Source organism: Streptosporangium brasiliense, assembly GCF_030811595.1.
GTDB lineage: Bacteria > Actinomycetota > Actinomycetes > Streptosporangiales > Streptosporangiaceae > Streptosporangium > Streptosporangium brasiliense.
In genome coordinates, this window is sequence record NZ_JAUSRB010000002.1 from 1,719,364 (window position 1) to 1,739,716 (window position 20,353).

Consider the following 20,353-nt stretch of genomic DNA (forward strand, 5'->3'; position numbering starts at 1 on the left):
CTCCTCACGCATGGCCGGTCAGGCCGCGACGACCTCGATGTCGAGGGACGCGGAGACCTCCGGGTGCAGCTTGACGCTGACCCGGTGGGAGCCGAGGCTCTTGATCGCGGGAGCGATCTCGATACGGCGGCGGTCAAGCAGCGGGCCGCCGGCGGCCTTGACCGCCTCGGCGACGTCGCCCGTGGTGATGGAGCCGAAGAGCCGGCCGGACTCGCCGGCCTTCGTCTTCAGGACCACCTTCAGGGCCTTGAGCTGGCCGGCGACCTCCTGGGCGGTGCCCAGGTCGCGGATCTCGCGGGCGTCGCGGGCCTTCTTGATCGAGGCGATCTGCTTCTCGCCGCCGCGCGTCCACAGGATCGCGAAGCCGCGGGGGAGCAGGTAGTTACGGCCGTAGCCGCTCTTGACCTCGACGATGTCGCCGGGGGCGCCGAGGCCGGAGACCTCACTGGTGAGAATGAGCTTCATCTGTCCGGACCTCCTTAGCGCGCGGTGCTCATGTACGGCAGGAGCGCCATCTCACGAGCGTTCTTGATAGCGGTCGCCACGTCACGCTGGTGCTGGGTGCAGTTGCCCGTCACCCGGCGGGCACGGATCTTGCCGCGGTCGGAGATGAACTTCCGGAGCAGCGCCGTGTCCTTGTAGTCGACGTAGGAGATCTTGTCATGGCAGAACAGGCAAACCTTCTTCTTAGGCTTGCGCAGTGCCGGCTTGGCCATCGTGGTGCTCCTTTCAGAGCCCCGCCGTGCGGCGGGAATGGTCGCTGCGGATATGGACTGGGTTTCAGGATGCGGTCTCCGGCCGTCCGGACAGGACGGCCGCCCGACCTGGAGGGCTCGGCTTAGAAGGGCGGTTCGTCGCTGAAGTCGCCGCCGCCGAAGTTGCCGCCGCCCTGCTGCTGGCCGCCGCCGAAGCCGCCGCCGCCGCCACCGCCGCCGTAGTTGTTACCACCGCCGCCGTAGCCGCCCCCCTGGGGGGCGGCGGGCGCCGCGGAGGCCCACGGGTCGTTGGCGGGACCGCCGCCGAAGCCGCCGCCACCGCCACCGCCCTGACGGGCGGTCTTGTTGACCTTGGCGGTCGCGTTACGCAGGGAGGGGCCGACCTCGTCGACCTCGACCTCGTAGACCGTGCGCTTCTCGCCTTCCTTGGTCTCGTAAGACCGCTGGCGCAGCCGTCCCTGAACGATGACCCGCATGCCGCGCTGGAGGCTCTCGGCGACGTTCTCCGCCGCCTGCCGCCACACGTTGCAGGTCAGGAACAGGCCTTCGCCGTCCTTCCACTCGTTGGTCGTCTTGTCGAGGAACCGGGGAGTGGATGCGATGCGGAACCGGGCCACAGCCTGCCCCGTCGGGGTGAACCGCAGCTCCGGGTCGTCGACGAGATTGCCGACGATGGTGATCGTGGTGTCGCCTGCTGCCATGGCTAGCGCTGCCCTTCCTGCGGCCTTAGCTGGTTATCGGCTCAGAGTACGGCTGCCGCCCGACAAAATGCCGGGGATTAGTGCACGTCCGGACGCAGGACCTTGGTGCGCAGGATGCCCTCGTTGAGGTTCATCTGCCGGTCGAGCTCCTTGACCGTGGCGGGCTCAGCGGTCAGGTCGATGACGGCGTAGATGCCCTCGGGCTTCTTCGCGATGTCGTAGGACAGCCGCCGACGGCCCCACACGTCGACCTTCTCCACGGTGCCGCCGTCATTGCGGACGACCGTGAGGAACTGGTCGAGGGAAGGGGCCACCGTACGCTCATCGAGCGAAGGGTCGAGAATGACCATCATCTCGTAACGACGCATGCTGGCTTCCAACCTCCTCTGGACTCTTGCGGTCACGACACCGTGCCGTGACAGGAGGACGCTGACGTCTTCACCCCGGACGCCCATTTCGGCGGCCGTGGTGGAGGGCGGGCGATGACACGCCCCATGCAACGTAGCCGTGCCAGCCTACCAGTCTGTCAAGGGTTGGACGGCCGCCGCGCCGGGCACCTCCCTACCATGGGGAGAGGGGGTGGTGAGCCATGCCTCACGTGTTCCGTTCCACCGGGGGCCGACCGTCCCGGTTCAGACTGAACAGCGACGGGCGACGGCACCCCGTCGAGAACGTCCTGAGCGTCGTGACGCTCGCCTGCGGGCTGATCGCCTTCCTGAGCGCCTTCGTCCCCAGCGCCCACGCGGTCGGGGCGTGGCTGGGGACGGTGGGGTTCTTCGGAGGTCTCTACTCGCAGTACGTCTCGGCCACGACGGCCGAGCGTGCACTGAACATCGTCGGCATCGTGGCCTCGTTCGTGGGCGTGGCCCTCGGCATCTACCACGGTGGTTTCTACCCGTAGGGTCCCCGCCCGCCCGGCGGCCACGCCCGTCCGGCCCGTACGGCTAGCCGCCCAGCCGCAGGTCGACGCCGAGCAGGACGAGGAACCAGAGGAAGACCGCCAGCAACGCCTCGGCGACGTCCTTCAGGAGCTTGGGGGTGATGTAGTCGTAGACCCAGGCCACGTAGAGGCCGACCAGGATGTAGATCAGGCCGATCAGGCTGATCCCTCTTCGGTAGTAAGCCACTTCGACTCCTTGCGTTCGGCCCGCGCGAGGGGGGGAGCGGGCATCGGGGCGCGCCGTGCGACTTCCCGTGAACAGCCCCTCGAAACGGGTTACGCTCGAACACATGCCGCGTATCGGAGCCCATGTCGACCAGGACGACCCACTCGCCCACGCCAGGGCACGCGACGCCGAGGTCGTGCAGTTCTTCCTCGGTGATCCACAGAGCTGGAAGGGCCCGGTCGTCGGCGACAAGGCCCGGGAGATCAAGGATTCCGACGTGGACGTCTACGTCCACGCCCCCTACGTAATCAACGTGGCGACCCTCAACAACCGGATCCGCATCCCCAGCCGCAAGCTGCTGAGCGCCCACCTCGCCGCGGCGGCCGAGGTCGGCGCCAAGGGCCTGATCGTCCACGGCGGCCACGTCAACGCCGGCGACGACCCGCAGAAGGGCTTCGACAACTGGCGCAAGGTCTTCGAGCGCCTGGCGGAGCACGAGGTCCCGGTGCTCATCGAGAACACGGCGGGCGGCGACAACGCGATGGCCCGCAGACTGGAGCGGATCGCCCGGCTGTGGGAGGCCCTCGACGGCTTCGACGTGGGCTTCTGCCTGGACACCTGCCACGCCCACGCGGGCGGCGAGGACCTGACCGACGTGGTCGAGCGGATCATGGCGATCACCGGCCGGATCGACCTGATCCACTGCAACGACTCGCGCGACGCCGCGGGCTCCGGCGCCGACCGGCACGCCAACCTCGGCGCGGGTCAGATCGACACCGAGGCCATCCTCGCGGTGTGCCGGAGCGCGGGCGCGCCGATCGTGGTGGAGACGCCGGCCGCCGGCCAGGCCGAGGACATCGCCCTCCTCAGGAAGCGCATTTGATCCACAGCCTGTGGATAACTTTTCTGGATTACTCCGCGCCAAGGGTGGGTAAGGAGAGTTATCCCACCCAGGCGCCGTCCATGAAAGTCAGCGTGTTGAGCACCATCAGCGGGCCGACCACCAGCGCGTAGCCGAGGATCACCCACCGTCTCCAGCGCGCGCCCGGAGTGCCGGCCCGCGCGATGAGCAGGAAGAGCGGCCACCACAGCAGCGCCGAGCGCGGGATCGACAGGTAGTAGGCGGAGCAGACCAGGGCGCCGACCTGGAGCCCCACATAGATGAACTCGCTCCACCGCCGCAGGTAGAGCAGGACCAGCACGAGCCCGACCCCGACGACCGCCCCGGCTATCTCCAGCCGGAACGCCCAGGCGAACCGCCCCTCTCCCATGGCCGAGTTCCACGTCGTGATCAGCGACTCCCACGGCCACACCATGTGCCGCCCCCACCCGGCCTCCTGGGCGTGCTTCCACGCCATCCAGTCACCGCTGCGGCTGTAGTGGTAGGCGGAGTAGAGCGCCAGCGGCACGAACGGCAGCACCAGCAGCCACGCCTGCCGTACGGCCTGCCGCCTGGTGAAGAACTCCACGATCAGCGCGAGGGCCAGGAACAGTCCGGTGATCCGCATGCAGGAGGCGCCCGCCGCGAGGCCGGCGGCCAGCGGCCAGCGGCCCTGACGCGCCGCCAGCCAGGCCGGGATCGCGAAGGCCAGGAACAGGGCCTCGCTGTAGCCGGTGAACAGGAACACCGACATCGGCCAGAGCAGCAGCGCCAGCACCGCGCGCCATCCGGCGCCCGGCGGCCCCTCGAACTCGGCGAGCCTGGCCAGCGCCACCGTCGCGACGGCGCCGGCCACGAAGGAGATCAGCAGCCCGGCGAGCGTCCAGTCGCCCACGACCGCGTGCACCGCGCGGAGCGTCAACGGCATCCCCGGGAAGAACGCGGGCAGCCCCTTGTCCGGTTCGGCGGCGGGGTCGCCGCCGTAGCCGTGCTCGGCGATGGTGATGAGGAGCGCGGTGTCCCAGTGCTTCCAGCGGTCCAGGAACGGCGCAACGGCTTCTCCCCCCGACATCGCCCCGGCCCCCACGACGGCGAGGACGACGATTCCCAGCCGGGAGCTCAGCCAGAGCATGAGTGCCTCCGTCGCGGTGTCGCGCGGAGACTCGCGGGGGGTGATCATATGCTGGAATTGTGGTGGATCAGGATGCTCTACGGCCAGCCGGAAATGTCATGAAATTGACCACCACTGGCCAGTCGACGCGGGACAGCGGCCACCGGGAGCCGCGGGACAGCGGCCCGCCGGGGACCGGGAGAGACTACGAGAGCGCGATCCTGAACCGGTCGGGGGCCCCGTCGAAGACGCCACCGGCCTGGTCGTCGGTCCCGTCCTGCCGGATCACGTCCTTGTCCGGCCGCAGGACGTCCCGCACGACGAGACCCATCATGATCAGGATGGTGATCGCCCGGCCCCACACCGCGGTGAAGTAGGTGTCGCCGGAGATGCCCAGCGCCTCGTTGCCCGGCTGGATGCCGACCAGATAGAGCCAGATCGCGAAGAAGTACCAGCACTCGGCGACCTGCCAGAGCGCGATCGCCTTCCAGTTGGGCCGGGCCAGCACCGCGAACGGGACCAGCCAGAGCACGTACTGGGGCGACCACACCTTGTTGGTCAGCATGAACGCGGCCAGGGTGAGGAAGCACAGCTGCATCAGCCGGGGACGGGTCTTGGCCGTCACCGTGAGCACCGCGATCGCCAGGCAGAACGCCGCCAGCGACAGGACACCCAGCGTGTCGAGCCGCTCGGCGTCGCCGAGGATCGGCCACTGCTTCTGGTTGAAGAAATACCAGATCGAGCCCCAGTCGGCCGGGCGCTCCTGGCTGAAGACGTAGAACCGCTTCCAACCGTCGAAGGCCGTCAACATGATCGGCACGTTGACGAGGAGCCAGATCCCGGCCGCGCCGCCGACCGTCTTGAGGAACGGCATCCATTTACCGGTCCGCAGCGTCAGCAGGAACAGCGGGCCGAGGAACATCAGCGGGTAGAACTTGGTGGCGATCGCCAGACCGAGCAGGACGCCGGCCAGCCACTGCCGCTGCTTCGCCCAGGCGAGCAGCGCGCCCAGCGCCAGGGCGTTGGCGGCCAGGTCCCAGTTGATGTAGGCGGTCAGGATCAGCGCGGGGGCCAGGGCGTACCAGAGCGCGTCCCAGCGCCGGGCCGGCCCGGCCAGCGCGGCCATCAGCAGCACGCCGACGACCAGGCAGAGCGCCATGAGGATCACGGTCAGGTCGTAGAACGCCGTCCCGGGGTCGCTCATGGGCGTGACGATCCGGCGGAAGAACTCCATGATCCCGCCGATGCCGACGGGATACTCCACCGGATGACCGAAGTAGGGGACCTTGCCCTCGTTCAGCTTCTCGTTCCACCACAGCGGGTAGATGTCGGTGTAGCAGAAGTTCGTGAACTGCAGGGTCCCGTGGTTCCAGGCCCCGCCGAAGCGGCAGGGCCACTTCCACAGGTAGGCGAGCACCGCCCCCAGCCCCGCGAACAGGGCCAGGGGCACGTAGGGGACCGCCCGCGCGCCGAGGCCGGACACCGTGCTCCGCGCCGACTGGAGGCTGTCCATCAGGGACGCTGCCCGGACGACCGGTGCCGGGGGTCCGGCGCGACCGCCGGGGGAGCGCCGCCGCCGCTGCCGATGTCGCCGCCGTCACCGATGTCGCCGCCGTCACCGTCGGGGAGACCGGTGCCGTCGCCGGAGTCGCAGGTGATGTCCCCGGGCAGGCAGCCCTGGTCGTCGGGCGTGGTCGGCTGGCCATCCTCGTCGGGGAAGCCGGTGCCGTCGCCGGAGTCGCAGGTGATGTCCCCGGGCAGGCAGCCCTGGTCGTCGGGCTCCGGCGTCGGGGTCGGCGTCGGGACGGGCTTGGGCGCGAGGTTCTTGTCCGCGCCGACGTTGGCGCGCGGCGGGAACTGGAGGACCTCCTTGCCCTTCATGGCCTCCGCCATGAAGGCGTGCCACACCCGGGTGGGGTAGGTGGCGCCCTGGATGTCGGCGCCCAGCGAGATCTCGCCGTTGGTCTTCTTGTCCTGCCGGTACATGCCGACGGCGGTGGACAGCTGCGGGGTGAACCCGACGAACCAGGCTTCCTTGTTCTCGTCGTTGGTGCCGGTCTTGCCCGCCACCGGCCGGTCGGGCAGGGCCGCGGCCCTGCCGGTGCCGCGCGGGTCCTTGACCACCTGCTGCAGCGCGACGATGGCGTCGGCCGCGCTGTCGGGGCTGATGACCTGGGTCGGCTGGACGCTCTCCTTGATCACCTTCGTCTTGTCGCGGTCGGTGACCTCGATCACGACGTGGTTCTCGTAGTGCTTGCCCTCGTTGGCGAAGATCGAGTAGCCGCCGGCCTGCTGGACCGGGGTGACCGGGCCCGACCCGATGGTGAGCGCGAAGGCGTGCCTGGCCTGGGTCTCCTTGAGCTTCTGCTCACTGAGGCCCGCGCCGGCCGCGATCTGGATGACCTTGTCCAGGCCGACCTCCATGCCCATCTGCACGAACGCCGTGTTGATGGACTCGGCGGTGGCCCTGATGGTGTTGACCGAGCCGCCGGGGACGTCGTGGGAGTTCTTGATGTCCTTGGTGCCCGGCGCCTTGATCGGCCCCTTGCCCGACAGGTAGCTGTTGAGGCTGTTGCCCTCCTCCAGCCAGGCGGCCAGGACGTAGGGCTTGAACGCCGACGCCGCCTGCTTCTCGGACATGAACGCGTCGTTCCACTCACGCTTGGTGAAGCTGGGGCCCCCGTAGAAGGCGACGACCCTCCCGTTGCGGGGGTCGACGGCCGCGAGCCCGGTGTGGATCTCGGAGGAGAGACCGGAGGTGTTCTCCTCGACGGCCTTCTTGGCCGCGAGCATCAGCTTCTTGTCGAACGTCGAGTAGATCTTGTAACCGCGCTGCTCGACGTCCTCCTGGCTGATGCCCCGCTTCTCGAGCTCCCGGAGGATCTCGGTGATCATGTAGCCCTTGATGCCCTGGTAGTAGTCCTTGGTCCGCAGGGCGATCCGCTTGGGGGCCGTGGGGAACTTGGCGGGCAGCGGGCCGTACTTGCCGGGGTCGAGCTGGGCCATGCCCTTGATCACGTAGTCGTAGCGCTCCTGGGTGGGGGCCAGGTTCTTGGCCTTCTCGGCCTGGTCGAAGGCGTCGGGGTTCTGGATGCGGCCGGCGAGGTAGGCGCCCATCTGCGGGGTCAGCTCGCCGACGTTCTTGTTGAAGAACGCCTGCGCGGCGGCCTGGATGCCGTAGGCGCCGCGGCCGAAGTAGATGGTGTTGAGATACTGCGCGAGGATCGTGTCCTTGGACAGTTCCTTGTCCAGCTTGACCGCGACGAAGATCTCCTTGATCTTCCGCTGGATCGACCGTTCCTGGCTGAGGCCGCCGTAGTAGTTACGGGCCATCTGCTGGGTGATGGTCGAGGCGCCCTGGACCTGCTCGCCGCTCACGGTGCTCAGCAGCGATCTGGCCATGCCCTTGAAGTCGATGCCGTTGTCCTCGCGGAAGCTGCGGTTCTCCGCGGCGATCACCGCGTCCTGGACGTGCCGCGGGATCTTGTCGATCGTCACGATCGTCCGTTTGACGCCGAGGCGGGCGAGCACGCTCTTGTCGCTGTAGTAGATGACGCTGCCCTGGTCGTCGACGCTGTCCTGGGTCACCTTGGGGACGGGCGTGTTGGCGTAGGCGACCGCGATCATGCCGAAGACGCCCGCGGCGAGGACGGTGAAGCTGGCCACCACGATCTTCCAGTTGGGCAGGAAGCGCTTCCAGCCCTGGCGCCCCGGCCTGTCGTGCCCGTCATCGTCGCCGGGGCCGTCTCCGTCGCCGGGACCGCGTCCGGCGGGACCCCCCGGCCCGCCGGAGCCCGCGCGCCCCTGCGGGCCCGCCGCGCCGCGCGTGCCGCGCCCCCGCCTGCCGCGCCCGCCGGTGTCACCGGGGCCGGAGCCCGCCGACCGCTCGCTTCTGGCCTGGGCGGCGAGCATGGCCTGGGTGTCCTCGAAGGCGGCCTCGGGGCGACGGCCCCCGCCCGGGTCGGTGTCGCGCCGGCGCGGCCCGGCGCCCTGCGGGTCGTACCCGGCGCCCTGCGGCATCCGGCCGGTCTCCCGGGGGTCGTACCCGGCGCCCTGCGGTGCCCGCCCGAAGTCCCGAGGGTCGGGTCCCATGCCCTGCGCCCGCCCTTGCACCTGCGTCTGCGCCTGGGACTGGTTCCAGCTCATGTCACCGGTTTGGGACGGCTGGGGCGGGGGAACTGCACGGGGAGCGGCACCTGGGTTCGAGCGACGGCGCCGCCCCTGGCGAGCCGACGCGTCCGGGCGCTGCTGGCGTCCGTCCGGCTCCGGGTCATGGCTGTTGCTGTGACTCACGCGTCCTCGTTCGGGTCATCGGGGTCTACGACGGCGTGCTGGCGGGTGAGATTACCTCCAGATCACGGAGGATCTCACCACCTTGGCTTAGTGGTAGCCGACTCCTGCGGGTGGATCTCCATTCCCGGGGACGGACGAGACCTGCGGGTGGTTCCGAGAACAACCTTGGCAGACCTCTCCCACGTGAGCGTGGGATTCCCCGTATTGGAAGGCGGTCCCGGCCATGCGGGGGCCATCGCCCGCCACCATTCGCCATGACCACATAGGCGTCACACTACGGCTTTTTACTGTTTGCTCCCAACCTCTTGGGAAAGTCGTTAATTGCAGAGATATGTTGGTTCGACGTATCCTCAAGATGTATCGGCTCGATACATCGGCGCGAGAGGTGGTGGTTTCCAGTGGCCGGTGGACGCGGTGGCGTGCTGGAGCTCGCCGTGCTCGGGTCGCTGCACGAGACCCCATTACACGGCTATGAGCTGCGCAAACGGCTCAACGCTCTGCTCGGCATGTTCCGGGCGTTCTCCTACGGTTCGCTCTACCCTTGCCTCCGGCAGCTGCTGACCGACGGGCTCATCGTGGAGGACAGCGCGTCCGACACGGCCTCTGCCCCTACGGAGAGCCCCATAACGCTCACCGGGCGTCGGTCGAAGATCGTCTACAAGCTGACCGCGGAGGGCAAGGAACGGCTCCAGGAGCTCCTCACCCAGGCAGGCCCGTCCGCCTGGGAGGACGAGAGCTTCGGGGTCCATTTCGCCTTCTTCAGGCACACCGAGGCCGAGGTCCGCCTGCGCATCCTGGAAGGACGCCGCAGCCGGCTGGAGGAGCGGCTGGACGGCGTGCGCACGGCTCTCGCCCGCACGAGGGAGCGGCTCGACAGCTACACCCTTGAGCTGCAGCGTCACGGCCTGGAGTCGGTCGAACGCGAAGTGCGCTGGTTGAATGAGCTGATCGCCACCGAGCGACGCGGCTCCTCGGCCGACGAAGAGCGGCAGTCCGCACAAGGACAGTCCACACAAGAAGGAACGCTCCGGGCGCCCGCGCCCGGAGCGGATGACTCGGGGCGGCGTGCCGCCCCGGAAGACAACTGACCACTCAGAACAAGGGGAGCGAGTGCCATGGGTTCGGTGCGCGTAGCCATTGTCGGTGTAGGCAACTGTGCCACGTCGCTCGTGCAGGGCGTGCACTACTACAGGGACGCCGACCCCGGCGCCCGGGTGCCGGGCCTGATGCACGTCAAGTTCGGCGACTACCACGTCGGCGACGTCGAGTTCGTCGCGGCTTTCGACGTCGACGCCAAGAAGGTCGGGCGTGACCTGTCCGAGGCGATCGTGGCCTCGGAGAACAACACCATCAAGATCTGCGACGTGCCGCCCCTGGGCGTCACCGTGCAGCGCGGCCACACCTTCGACGGTCTCGGCGAGTTCTACCGCGACATGATCGAGGAGTCCGACGAGATCCCGGTCGACGTCGTGCAGGTCCTCAAGGACAGCAAGGTCGACGTCCTGGTCTCCTATCTGCCCGTCGGGTCGGAGGAGGCGGACCGCTTCTACGCCCAGTGCGCCCTCGACGCCAAGGTCGCCTTCGTCAACGCGCTGCCGGTGTTCATCGCCTCCGACCCGGTGTGGGCCCAGAAGTTCACCGACGCCGGTGTCCCGATCGTCGGCGACGACATCAAGTCCCAGGTCGGCGCCACCATCACGCACCGCGTGATGGCCAAGCTGTTCGAGGACCGCGGGGTCGAGCTGCTCCGCACCTACCAGCTCAACTTCGGCGGGAACATGGACTTCATGAACATGCTGGAGCGCAAGCGCCTGCAGTCCAAGAAGATCTCCAAGACCCAGTCCGTCACCTCCCAGATCCCGCACGAGATGGGCAAGGCCGACGTGCACATCGGCCCGTCGGACCACGTGCCGTGGCTCGACGACCGCAAGTGGGCCTACGTCCGCCTGGAGGGCAGGTCCTTCGGCGACACCCCGCTGAACCTGGAGTACAAGCTGGAGGTCTGGGACTCCCCCAACTCCGCCGGCATCATCATCGACGCGGTCCGCGCCGCGAAGATCGCCCTGGACCGGGGCATCGCCGGGCCGATCCTGTCGGCCTCCTCCTACTTCATGAAGTCCCCGCCGGAGCAGTATTCCGACGACGAGGCCCGCGAATACGTGGAGAAGTTCATCCGCGGCGAGGTCGAGCGCTGAGCGCCCGGCAGTGAACAGGCCCCCGCCCGTCCGGGCGGGGGCCTGTCCGCGTCTTTCGGCCGGGCCGGCGGCCGGATCTGTCGGCCGGGCCGGCGACGGTGGTCAGCGGGCGGTGGTCAGCGGGCGGCGGCGGGCAGCCCGGCCGGGTCGGCGACCGGCCAGGCGAGGGGGTCGGCGCCGAGTTCGGCCAGATGGGGGAGCTGTTCGAGGCACCACGGGGAGACGGCCAGCCGGTGGCCGAGCACCCCGTCGACGAACTCCTTCCACGGCATCCAGCGCACGTCGTCGACCTCGTCGGGGTTGGGCACCGCGTCGGACCCGACGACCACCCGGTAGACCGGGCAGAGCTCGTGCTCGACGATCCCGCTGTCCATGACCGCCCGGTAGGAGAAGCGCGGCAGCAGCAGGTCGACCCGGCCGGCCCGCAGCCCCAGCTCGTGGGCGAGCCGGCGGGTCACCGCCTCCGGCATCGGCTCGCCGGGCAGGGGGTGGCCGCAGCAGCTGTTGGTCCACACCCCGGGCCAGGTGATCTTGTGCGACGCCCTGCGGGTGAGCAGCACCCGCCCCTGCCCGTCGAACACGTAGCTGGAGAAGGCGAGGTGGAGAGGGGTGTCGGGACCGTGCACCACGGCCTTGGGGGCCGTGCCGATCGCGTTGCCCTCGGGGTCGACGAGCACGACGTGTTCATGAGGCGTCACCCGATCGAGGGTACGTGACCATGCCGCTCTGTCATGTCCGATCAGCTTTAGATCACGAAAGGTGAGGAAATGTCCGTTCACGCATATCAGGGAAGTTCCTGATGTCTCCGCGGGGGCGGTCGAGCGTAGGCTGAGCGCGTGTCATTCGTATCCGATCTACGCGTGGTCCTGGAAGGTCGGGACTTCCGGCGGCTGTTCGGCACCCGCCTGGTCTCACAGTTCTCCGACGGGATCTTCCAGTTCGGCGTAACCGGATTCGCCTTCTTCAGCCCGGAGAAGAGCACCAGCGCCGTCGCGATCGCCGCCGGGCTGGCCGTGCTGTTCCTGCCCTACTCGATCCTGGGGCCCTTCGTCGGCGTGTTCATCGACCGCTGGTCCCGGCGGCAGATCCTGGTGATCGCACCGATGGTCCGCGGGGCGCTGCTGCTGGTGGCCGCGGCCCTCGTCGCCGCCGGCGCCCCCGACGGGCTCTTCTACACCGCCGCGCTCGCCGTCCTCGGGGTCAACCGCTTCTTCCTCGCCGCGCTGGGGGCCTCGCTCCCGCACGTCGTCCTGGCCGACCGGCTGATGGTGGCCAACGCGGTCACCCCCACCTCCGGCACCGTGCTGACCTTCGTCGGCGTGGGCGCGGGCTACCTGCTGCGGAAGGTCTTCGGGGCCGACCACCAGGGCACCGCGGTGCTGCTGATCGTCTCCGGCCTCGTCTTCGGGTTCAGCGCGCTCATCTCCAGGACCATGGACAGGCGGCTGCTCGGCCCGGCCTACGACCCCGACCGGCCGCAGGCCCGCGAGGCCGTGCGCCACGTGCTGACCGGCATGGCCGACGGCGTGCGGCACATCGTCCACCACCGGGCCGCCGCGGCCGCGATGGGGGCGATGGCCACCCACCGGTTCATGTACGGCATGTGCACGGCGATGCTGGTGATGCTGTCGCGCTACTACTTCGCCGACAGCGCCGAGGACGCACTGAACGCCGCCTCCCTCGTGGTCGCCACCTCCGGGGTCGGCTACGCCCTGGCCATCCTGGTCACGCCGTGGGCCACCGAGCGCTTCGGCATCGAGCGGTGGGTGCCGGCCATGCTCGCCACCGCCGGGGTGCTGACGTTCGCCCTCTGCTTCTCCTTCCAGCAGTGGGGCTTCGCGGTCGGCGGCTTCGTGCTCGGCGTCGCCGGGCAGAGCATCAAGATCTGCGCGGACACGAGCGTCCAGCGTGACGTCGAGGACGCCTATCTCGGCCGGGCCTTCTCGATCTACGACATGCTCTTCAACGGCACCTACGTGCTGGCCGCGGCGCTGGCCGCGACACTGCTGCCGGCCGACGGCCGGTCGATGCTGGTGCTGGGGCTCATCACCGCCGGATACGTGGGCGGCGCGGCGCTCTACCGGGTGGTCACCCCGGGCCGAGCGCCCGAGCCGCTGCCGTCATCGCCGTCGTGATCCTCTCCAGGTCGTCGCCGATCGAGTAGGGCGGCATCGTGTAGATCAGCCGGCCGAACGGGCGGAGCCAGACCCCGTGCCGCATGACGACGTCCTGGACCGCCGCGACGTCGACGGGCTCGTGGGTCTCGACGACCCCGATCGCGCCCAGCACCCGCACGTCCTTGACCCCGGGCGCCCGCGCGGCCTCCGCCAGGCCCTCGGCCAGGCCGGTCTCGATCCGCTTGACCTCCTCGCGCCACGGACGCTCCGCCAGGAGCTCCAGGGAGGCGCCGGCGACGGCGGTGGCCAGCGGGTTGCCCATGAAGGTCGGCCCGTGCATCAGCACCCCGATGCCCGCCGCCACCCGCTCGGTGCACAGCGTCGCGGCCAGCGACAGGTAGCCGCCGGTCAGCGCCTTGCCCAGGCACATGATGTCGGGCCGCACGCCGGCGTGGTCGCACCCGAACAGCTCACCGGTCCGGCCGAACCCGGTGGCGATCTCGTCGGCGATCAGCAGGACGCCGTGCTCGTCGGCCAGTTCGCGGAGCCGGCGCAGGTAGGCCGGGTGGTAGAAGTGCATGCCGCCCGCCCCCTGGACGACCGGCTCCACGATGATCGCCGCCAGCTCGTGGGCGTGCCGGGCGACCAGCTCCGCCAGCCGGACCGCGTAGCCCTCGTCGAACTCCGCCGGCGGCCGTTCGGCGAACACGTGCCGGGGCAGCGCGCCGGAGAACAGGTGGTGCATGCCGTTGACCGGGTCGCAGACGGCCATCGCCCCGAAGGTGTCGCCGTGGTATCCGCCCCTGACCGTGAGCAGGCGGCTCCTGCCGGTGAACTGGAAGGCCATCTTGATCGCGACCTCGACGGCCACCGAGCCGGAGTCGGCGATGAACACCTTCGGCAGCCCGGTCATGGTGGCCAGCGTGTGGGCCAGCCGTACGGCGGGCCCGTGGGTGAGCCCGCCGAACATGACGTGCGCCATGTCCTCGACCTGGTCCTTCAGCGCCTGGTTGAGCCGGGGGTGGTTGTAGCCGTGGATCGCCGCCCACCACGACGACATCCCGTCGACCAGCTCCCGGCCGTCGGCGAGCGTCAGCCGTACCCCCTCGGCCCGGGAGACCACGTGGACCGGCCCCCGCGGCGGCACGGCCGCGTAGGGGTGCCAGACGTGCTCACGGTCCAGGCCCGCGAGACCGTCGGGGCTCACGGCGCCGTCCGGGCCCGCGAGGCCGTCCGGGCCCACCGCGCCGTCGTGGCCCGCGCCCCTACTCAGGGAGCAGCCCGTTCTCGTGAGCCCACCCGCGCAGTGCGTCGGCGGCGGCCTCCTTGCCGATGACGCCCTTGTCCAGGCGCATGTCCAGGAGGAACTTGTAGGCGCGGCCGACGACCGGGCCCGGGGCGACACCCAGGAGCGCCTGGATCTCGTTGCCGTCGAGCTCGGGGCGGATCTTCCCCAGCTCCTCCTCGTCGGCCAGCCGGGCGATGCGCTCCTCGAGCTGGTCGTAGGTCCGGGACAGGACCTGGGCCTTGCGCCTGTTGCGCGTGGTGCAGTCGGCGCGGGTCAGCTTGTGCAGGCGTTCGAGCAGGTGCCCGCCGTCGCGGACGTAGCGGCGCACCGCCGAGTCGGTCCACTCCCCGGTGCCGTAGCCGTGGAAGCGCAGGTGGAGCTCCACCAGGCGGGAGACGTCGGCCACCACGTCCTTGGGGAACTTCAGCTCCGACATGCGCTTCTTGGCCAGCTGCGCGCCCACCACCTCGTGGTGGTGGAAGGAGACCCGCCCGCCGGGCTCGTGGCGGCGGGTCTTGGGCTTGCCCACGTCATGCAGGAGCGCCGCCCAGCGCAGGATGCGGTCGGGGCCGCTCTCCTCCAGGTCGATCGCCTGCTCCAGCACGATCAGCGTGTGCTCGTAGACGTCCTTGTGCCGGTGGTGCTCGTCGATCTCCAGACGGAGCTTGGGCAGCTCGGGCAGGACGTGGGAGGCGAGCCCGGAGTCGACGAGGATCTTGAGCCCCTCGCGGGGGTGCTCGCCGCAGATCAGCTTGTTCAGCTCGTCGCGGATCCGCTCGGCCGAGACGATCTCGATCCGCTCGGCCATCGCGGTCATCGCGGCGAACGCCCCGGGGTCCACGGCGAAGCCGAGCTGGCTGGCGAACCTGGCGGCGCGGAGCATCCGCAGCGGGTCGTCGTCGAAGGACCGCTCGGGAGGGCCGGGCGTGCGCAGCACCCTGGCGTGCAGGTCGTCGAGGCCGCCGTGCGGGTCCACGAACTCGCGGGACGGCAGGCGCAGCGCCATCGCGTTGACCGCGAAGTCACGCCGGGCGAGGTCGCCCTCCAGCGTGTCGCCGTAGGCCACCTCGGGCTTGCGCGAGGCGGGGCCGTAGGACTCGCTGCGGTAGGTGGTGATCTCCAGCAGCCAGTTGCCCTTGCGCACGCCGACCGTGCCGAAGTCGATGCCGATCGTCCAGATGGAGTCGGCCCAGTCCCGGATGAGCTCCAGGACCGCCTCAGGGCGCGCGTCCGTGGTCAGGTCGAGATCGTTGCCGATCCTGCCGAGGAAGACGTCGCGGACGGAGCCGCCCACGAGGGCGATCTGGTACCCCCGGGCGGCGAACAGTTCGCCGAGCTCATCGGCCACAGGAGCGATCTTTCGGAACAGCTCGCTCATGCCGTGTCGCTGGCTCTCAGACAGATTTGAAAGGGACAAGCCGGGTAGGTCCTTCGGTTACGGAACATGTTCCCCTCTGGGGATACACCTGAAGCGATCACCAGGTTACGGTCAGTCAGGAGACCGTCGGGGGCCGTGCGTCGAGGCAAGGAGCACATACATGAAGGACGCCCTCGCGATCCACCGCTGGCTCCTCGCACACCAGGTCCACCATGAGATCGTACGCCTTCCGCGCGCGATGACATGCGTCGACGAGCTGCCGGAGCTGCTGTCCGCGAGCCCGGCGACCTGCGTGGAGGTCACAGTCTTCGAGGTCACGACCCGGATCGGCCGCGAGTCCGTCGCGGTCGTCAGCACTGTCGGATCCCCCCTCCCGCTCGGCGTGATCGGCGGCACCCTGGGCGCCCGCCGGGTCCGGCCCGCCTCGGCCTTCACCGTGAACTCCGTCACCGACTACGCCGCCGGGCTGATCTGCCCGCTGCTGCTGCCCGACGGGCTGACCGTGCTGGTCGACGAGCGGCTCACCGGGACCGCGCAGATCGTTCACACTCCCACCGGGGAGCGTCACACGGCGCTGCGGATACGCGCCGACCACCTGCTCACACTTGTCTCAGGGAAGCCCATTGACCTAGTCCATTCCCGGTCACGGAGAGAGCAGACGACCTTTCCCCTCGCTGGATAGGCCATAGCATTACGGGCGTGCGCCGTACTCGACCCATGGCCGGCATGTGATCAACAAGGCCGCGCTGCTCGCCGTGCTCACCACCACGCTGCTCTCCACAGCGGCCGTGGTGTTTCCTGCTACGGCGAACGCCCAGACGACCACGGTGAGCCGCCAGAGCCCACAGCTCGTGGTGGAGGCGATCAGCCCCGACGTGCCCCGTGAGCCGACGTCCGAGATCAAGATCTCCGGCTCCTTCACCAACCCCGGCACCGAGGCCCTCACCAACCTCCGGATCCGGATGCGCTACTCGTCCCAGCCGTTCGCCCAGCGCGCCGACATGGCGTCCTACCTGAGCGGCCAGGCGTTCCAGCCCGTCACCTGGACCCAGTCCAGCGTCCCGCAGGTCGCGCCCTCGGCCAAGGTGCCGTGGGAGTTCCCCACCACGGCGCAGCAGCTGGGCCTGTCCCGGTTCGGCGTCTACCCGGTCATGGTCGAGGTGCTCGACCCGCTCGGCCAGCAGCTCGCCGTCCAGCGCACCTTCGTCACCTACCTGCCCAAGGGCACCAAGGTGCCCCGCACCAGGCTCGCCATGGTCCTGCCGATCATCGACCAGCCCCGCCGGGCCGACGACCGCATCTTCGTCAACGACGGCCTGTCGGCGTCCATGGCCGAGGGCAAGCGCCTGGGCAACCTGCTGAAGATCGCCCAGGACACGGCCTCGGCCAAGGGGCTCACCTGGGTGGTCGACCCCGCCCTGCTCGACGACGCGCGGGCGCTGAGCAAGGCGCACACGGTCCGGACCGAGGAGGCGGGCGAGAGCCACCCGGCGGACGCCACGGCCGCCAAGTGGCTCGGTGAGCTCCGCACGGCCCTCGCCGAGCCTCCGGTCGTGGCCACCCCCTACGCCGACCCCGACGTGGCCGCGCTGGCCCACAACGGCGTCGACGACATCACCTCGACCGGGATCAAGGCGGCCGGGACCGTCGCCAAGGAGATCCTCGGCCGCGACGTCCGCACCGACGTCAACTGGCCGGCGAACGGGCTGCTCGACTACGACGGGCTGGACCTGCTGGCCACCGGCGGCGTCCGCACCGTGCTGCTGAACGCGCCGAACCTGCCGCCGGCGATCCCGTCCGCCACCACCCCGGACGCCTCCGCGACCGTGGAGAGCGTGAGCGGCCCGGTCACCGCGCTGGTCGCCGACACGGCGCTGAGCGAGGTCATCGGCGCCGACACCTCCGTCCCCGGCGCGGCCCTGCTGAACCGCCAGCGGTTCATCGCGGAGACCGCGATGATCGGCTCCGAGCCCGTCACCACCTCCAGGACCGTGATCGGCGCCCCGCCCCGGCGCTGGAACCCGGACCCGGCCTATGTGACCGACCTGACCAAGACGGCCGCCACCCTGCCGTGGCTCGCCCCGGCCACGCTCGACGCGATCAAGAAGGGCAAGGGCGTCCCCACGGCCCGGACCGACCTGACCTACACCGACCAGGACCGGCGCAAGGAGCTCGGCAGGCCGTACGTGTCGAGTGTCAGGCGGGTGGCCGCCCGCGCCGACCTGACGTCCACGGTGACCACCGGGCAGGACGCCAACGTCTTCGACCTCGCGCTGCTCCGGCTCACCTCCTCCGCCTGGCGGGACAGGGCTGAGACCGCCACGCCGTACGTCAAGCAGGTCGGGACCGCCGTCGACGAGCGGATCGGGAAGATCTCCATCACCGGCACCGAGCAGACCCAGGTCCGCACGCTGGCCGGCAAGAACGGAGAGGTGCCGATCACCGTCCACAACGGGCTGGGCCCGGACGTCGACGGCAACGAGGTCGAGGTCAAGCTGGAGGTGACCTCCGACCAGCCCAACCTGCTGAAGATCGAGCCCTACGAGGCCCAGGACGACCCGATCGTGATCCGGGGCGGCCAGAACCGGACCATCCGCGTCCCGATGACCGCGACCACGACGACCGGCGGGCAGACCACCGTGACGGTCCAGCTCACCACGGAGGACGGCCGCAAATACGGCAGACCCGTCGAGCTGACCGTGCGGACCACCGGCTACACCGGGATCGCCCTGGTGATCGTCGGAGCGGCGCTCCTGGTGATGCTGGCAGCGGTGATCATGCGCGTCCTGCGCCGGCGGGGGACCCGCCGCGCCGCGGCGGCCTCCGTGCCGCCCCGGCGGGCGAGCGCACCGGCCGGCACCGAGTCCTGAGCACCAGCGGTTTAGCGGAGGAGAGCGGATGAGCAGGGTTCTGCGTGCGAGCGCGATCATGGCGGCGGGGACGATGGTCTCCCGCGTCACGGGTTTCGTCCGTACGGCGTTGCTCGCCGCGGCGATCAGCACCGCCTACGTGGGCGACGCCTACAACGTCGCCTACGCGATCCCGTTCATCCTGTTCGATTTCCTCATCGGCGGGATCCTGAGCAGCGTCGTCGTCCCGATGATCGTCAAACGGCAGAAGAACGACCCCGACGGCGGCCGGGCCTACGAGCAGCGGCTGATGACGCTGGGGACCGTGGTGCTGACCCTGGTCGCGGTGCTGGCCGTGCTGCTCGCCCGCCCGCTGATCGGCCTCTACACCGAGGGCTGGAACGCCCGGAAGATCGAGGTCGCGGTCACGCTGGCCCAGTACATCCTGCCGCAGATCGCCTTCTTCGGCATCGGGGCCATCGCCGGGGCGATCCTCAACACCCGCGACCGGTTCGGCGCCCCCATGTGGGCGCCGGTGCTGAACAACGTGGTGATGATCGGCGTCCTGGTGGTCTACTACCTGCTGCTCGGCGACGCGGGCGCCGACATCGACAAGGTCACCGGCGCCGACCTGGCGCTGCTCGGCCTGGGCACCACCGCCGGGATCGTGGCCCAGTGCCTGGTGCTGGTCGTCTCGCTGCACCGGGCGGGCTTCCGGTTCCGGCCCAGGTTCGACCTGCGCGACGCCGGGCTCGGCGAGATGGGCCGGACCGCGGTCTGGACCTTCGCCTACGTCGGCGTCAGCCAGATCGCCTTCCTCGTCACCACCAGGCTCTCCTCCGGCGCGGGTGAGGCGGCGCCCGGAGCGGGCAACTCCGCCTACGCCTCCGCCTTCCAGCTCTTCCAGCTCCCCTACGGGATCATCGCGGTCTCGGTGATCACCGCGATGCTGCCCCGGATGAGCCGGGCGGTGCACGACGGGCAGCTGGAGTCGGTCCGGGAGGAGTTCGCCTCCGGCGTGCGGCTGGTGTCGGCGCTGCTCGTCCCCGCCGGGCTGATGCTGATGGTGCTGGGGCCCGCGGTGACCGTGCTGATCTTCTCGTGGGGCACCATGACCATCGACTCGGCGGTCTACATCGGCAACGTGCTGCAGGTCTTCGGCCTGGCGCTGGTCCCGTTCTCGATCTTCCAGCTCCTGCTGCGCGTCTTCTACGCCTTCGGCGACACGCGCACGCCGGTCTTCATCGGCGCGGGCAACACCGTGGTGAGCATCGCGCTCAGCCTGCTCGCCTACTCCCTCCTCCCGGCGGAGTACGTGGTGATGGGCCTGGCCGCCGCGTTCGCGATCACCTACGTGGTGGGCACCGCGATCGCCTGGACCCTCGCCGCCCGCCGGGTGCGGGGCCTTCAGGGGCGCGCCGTGGCCGCCGGGCTGTCGCGGATGTACGTCGCCGCGCTCCCGGCCGCGCTGGTCGCCCTCGGCGTGCTCTGGCTCACGCAGGAGCTGACCGACCTGACCCCGCTCAGCGCGGCCATCATGCTGGCCGCGGGCGGCGGTCTCGGTATGGTTCTCTACCTGGTCATCGCACACCGGATGCGTATCCCGGAAGTGAGTTCGATCGTTGGAATGGTTGCGGGCAGGGTAGGCCGGTAACCCAAAGGGTTGTCCCAAGCGTCTGACAACCAGATCACGGGCGGAACCGGCGCGGGACTACCATG

At 69.8% G+C, this 20,353-nt stretch carries 19 protein-coding genes; 8 read left to right on the forward strand and 11 right to left on the reverse strand.

Annotated elements, in window-relative coordinates; genetic code table 11:
* Window positions 1–18 precede the first annotated feature (18 nt).
* From rplI to rpsF, 4 genes are all read right to left on the reverse strand, one after another.
* Window positions 19–465: a 50S ribosomal protein L9 gene (rplI, locus tag J2S55_RS16535; protein WP_306861523.1), complete on the reverse strand. Its 447-nt coding sequence runs from the start codon at window positions 463–465 to the stop codon at window positions 19–21.
* Window positions 466–479: 14 nt separating this feature from the next.
* A complete protein-coding gene (gene rpsR, locus J2S55_RS16540; RefSeq protein ID WP_012895699.1) occupies window positions 480–716 on the reverse strand; it encodes a 30S ribosomal protein S18 in 237 nt (78 codons plus the stop codon).
* A 122-nt stretch (window positions 717–838) separates the two neighbouring features.
* Window positions 839–1,417, reverse strand: coding sequence for a single-stranded DNA-binding protein (locus tag J2S55_RS16545; protein WP_306861536.1), 579 nt, complete (start codon window positions 1,415–1,417; stop codon window positions 839–841).
* Between the two features lie 77 nt (window positions 1,418–1,494).
* Window positions 1,495–1,785: a 30S ribosomal protein S6 gene (gene rpsF / locus J2S55_RS16550; protein ID WP_196439166.1), complete on the reverse strand. Its 291-nt coding sequence runs from the start codon at window positions 1,783–1,785 to the stop codon at window positions 1,495–1,497.
* 221 nt (window positions 1,786–2,006) lie between these two features.
* On the opposite strand from rpsF, the gene J2S55_RS16555 reads away from it, so the two are divergent.
* Complete coding sequence (locus J2S55_RS16555; protein WP_306861539.1) at window positions 2,007–2,318, forward strand: hypothetical protein; 312 nt, start codon at window positions 2,007–2,009, stop codon at window positions 2,316–2,318.
* Window positions 2,319–2,361: 43 nt separating this feature from the next.
* Here J2S55_RS16555 and J2S55_RS16560 read toward each other — a convergent pair whose 3' ends face one another.
* On the reverse strand, window positions 2,362–2,544 hold the full coding sequence (locus J2S55_RS16560; protein WP_031158341.1) for a hypothetical protein: 183 nt from the start codon (window positions 2,542–2,544) through the stop codon (window positions 2,362–2,364).
* A gap of 103 nt (window positions 2,545–2,647) precedes the next feature.
* Between J2S55_RS16560 and J2S55_RS16565 the strand changes: the two genes are divergently transcribed.
* On the forward strand, window positions 2,648–3,406 hold the full coding sequence (locus tag J2S55_RS16565) for a deoxyribonuclease IV (protein ID WP_306861542.1): 759 nt from the start codon (window positions 2,648–2,650) through the stop codon (window positions 3,404–3,406).
* Window positions 3,407–3,464: 58 nt separating this feature from the next.
* Here J2S55_RS16565 and J2S55_RS16570 read toward each other — a convergent pair whose 3' ends face one another.
* The 3 genes from J2S55_RS16570 to J2S55_RS16580 form a co-directional block, all read right to left on the reverse strand.
* Complete coding sequence (locus J2S55_RS16570; protein WP_306861544.1) at window positions 3,465–4,583, reverse strand: mannosyltransferase family protein; 1,119 nt, start codon at window positions 4,581–4,583, stop codon at window positions 3,465–3,467.
* 136 nt (window positions 4,584–4,719) lie between these two features.
* Entirely contained in the window at window positions 4,720–6,027 is a 1,308-nt protein-coding gene (locus tag J2S55_RS16575; protein ID WP_306861546.1) for a glycosyltransferase family 87 protein, read from the reverse strand.
* Window positions 6,027–8,660 carry a transglycosylase domain-containing protein gene (locus tag J2S55_RS16580; RefSeq protein ID WP_306861548.1) on the reverse strand — a complete coding sequence of 878 codons (2,634 nt, stop codon included), beginning with the start codon at window positions 8,658–8,660 and terminating at the stop codon, window positions 6,027–6,029. The genes J2S55_RS16575 and J2S55_RS16580 overlap by 1 nt, the downstream gene beginning before the upstream one ends.
* A 545-nt stretch (window positions 8,661–9,205) precedes the next feature.
* Between J2S55_RS16580 and J2S55_RS16585 the strand changes: the two genes are divergently transcribed.
* Both J2S55_RS16585 and J2S55_RS16590 read left to right on the forward strand, forming a co-directional pair.
* A complete protein-coding gene (locus J2S55_RS16585; RefSeq protein ID WP_306861550.1) occupies window positions 9,206–9,895 on the forward strand; it encodes a PadR family transcriptional regulator in 690 nt (229 codons plus the stop codon).
* A gap of 27 nt (window positions 9,896–9,922) precedes the next feature.
* Window positions 9,923–11,002: an inositol-3-phosphate synthase gene (locus tag J2S55_RS16590; RefSeq protein ID WP_306861553.1), complete on the forward strand. Its 1,080-nt coding sequence runs from the start codon at window positions 9,923–9,925 to the stop codon at window positions 11,000–11,002.
* A gap of 116 nt (window positions 11,003–11,118) precedes the next feature.
* Here J2S55_RS16590 and idi read toward each other — a convergent pair whose 3' ends face one another.
* A complete protein-coding gene (idi, locus tag J2S55_RS16595) occupies window positions 11,119–11,700 on the reverse strand; it encodes an isopentenyl-diphosphate Delta-isomerase (protein WP_306861555.1) in 582 nt (193 codons plus the stop codon).
* Window positions 11,701–11,838: 138 nt separating this feature from the next.
* On the opposite strand from idi, the gene J2S55_RS16600 reads away from it, so the two are divergent.
* A complete protein-coding gene (locus J2S55_RS16600; RefSeq protein ID WP_306861557.1) occupies window positions 11,839–13,137 on the forward strand; it encodes an MFS transporter in 1,299 nt (432 codons plus the stop codon).
* On the opposite strand, the gene J2S55_RS16605 is transcribed toward J2S55_RS16600, so the two are convergent.
* A complete protein-coding gene (locus J2S55_RS16605; RefSeq protein WP_306861559.1) occupies window positions 13,091–14,326 on the reverse strand; it encodes an adenosylmethionine--8-amino-7-oxononanoate transaminase in 1,236 nt (411 codons plus the stop codon). The genes J2S55_RS16600 and J2S55_RS16605 overlap by 47 nt on opposite strands.
* A gap of 58 nt (window positions 14,327–14,384) precedes the next feature.
* A complete protein-coding gene (locus tag J2S55_RS16610; protein ID WP_306861561.1) occupies window positions 14,385–15,785 on the reverse strand; it encodes a CCA tRNA nucleotidyltransferase in 1,401 nt (466 codons plus the stop codon).
* Between the two features lie 160 nt (window positions 15,786–15,945).
* On the opposite strand from J2S55_RS16610, the gene J2S55_RS16615 reads away from it, so the two are divergent.
* The 3 genes from J2S55_RS16615 to murJ are packed head-to-tail and all read left to right on the forward strand — an operon-like array spanning window position 15,946 to window position 20,288.
* Window positions 15,946–16,467 carry an aminoacyl-tRNA deacylase gene (locus J2S55_RS16615; protein WP_306861563.1) on the forward strand — a complete coding sequence of 174 codons (522 nt, stop codon included), beginning with the start codon at window positions 15,946–15,948 and terminating at the stop codon, window positions 16,465–16,467.
* Between the two features lie 46 nt (window positions 16,468–16,513).
* Complete coding sequence (locus J2S55_RS16620; RefSeq protein ID WP_306861565.1) at window positions 16,514–18,655, forward strand: DUF6049 family protein; 2,142 nt, start codon at window positions 16,514–16,516, stop codon at window positions 18,653–18,655.
* Window positions 18,656–18,683: 28 nt separating this feature from the next.
* Window positions 18,684–20,288, forward strand: coding sequence for a murein biosynthesis integral membrane protein MurJ (gene murJ / locus J2S55_RS16625; protein ID WP_306861567.1), 1,605 nt, complete (start codon window positions 18,684–18,686; stop codon window positions 20,286–20,288).
* Window positions 20,289–20,353 lie beyond the last annotated feature (65 nt).

Excerpts from the sequence above, each read along its gene's own strand:
- rplI (WP_306861523.1), bottom strand. The coding sequence starts at position 465 with ATGAAGCTCATTCTCACCAGTGAGGTCTCCGGCCTCGGCGCCCCCGGC.
- rpsR (WP_012895699.1), bottom strand. The coding sequence starts at position 716 with ATGGCCAAGCCGGCACTGCGCAAGCCTAAGAAGAAGGTTTGCCTGTTC.
- J2S55_RS16545 (WP_306861536.1), bottom strand. The coding sequence starts at position 1,417 with ATGGCAGCAGGCGACACCACGATCACCATCGTCGGCAATCTCGTCGAC.
- rpsF (WP_196439166.1), bottom strand. The coding sequence starts at position 1,785 with ATGCGTCGTTACGAGATGATGGTCATTCTCGACCCTTCGCTCGATGAG.
- J2S55_RS16555 (WP_306861539.1), top strand. The coding sequence starts at position 2,007 with ATGCCTCACGTGTTCCGTTCCACCGGGGGCCGACCGTCCCGGTTCAGA.
- J2S55_RS16565 (WP_306861542.1), top strand. The coding sequence starts at position 2,648 with ATGCCGCGTATCGGAGCCCATGTCGACCAGGACGACCCACTCGCCCAC.
- J2S55_RS16570 (WP_306861544.1), bottom strand. The coding sequence starts at position 4,583 with ATGATCACCCCCCGCGAGTCTCCGCGCGACACCGCGACGGAGGCACTC.
- J2S55_RS16575 (WP_306861546.1), bottom strand. The coding sequence starts at position 6,027 with ATGGACAGCCTCCAGTCGGCGCGGAGCACGGTGTCCGGCCTCGGCGCG.
- J2S55_RS16580 (WP_306861548.1), bottom strand. The coding sequence starts at position 8,660 with ATGAGCTGGAACCAGTCCCAGGCGCAGACGCAGGTGCAAGGGCGGGCG.
- J2S55_RS16590 (WP_306861553.1), top strand. The coding sequence starts at position 9,923 with ATGGGTTCGGTGCGCGTAGCCATTGTCGGTGTAGGCAACTGTGCCACG.
- J2S55_RS16610 (WP_306861561.1), bottom strand. The coding sequence starts at position 15,785 with ATGAGCGAGCTGTTCCGAAAGATCGCTCCTGTGGCCGATGAGCTCGGC.
- J2S55_RS16615 (WP_306861563.1), top strand. The coding sequence starts at position 15,946 with ATGAAGGACGCCCTCGCGATCCACCGCTGGCTCCTCGCACACCAGGTC.
- murJ (WP_306861567.1), top strand. The coding sequence starts at position 18,684 with ATGAGCAGGGTTCTGCGTGCGAGCGCGATCATGGCGGCGGGGACGATG.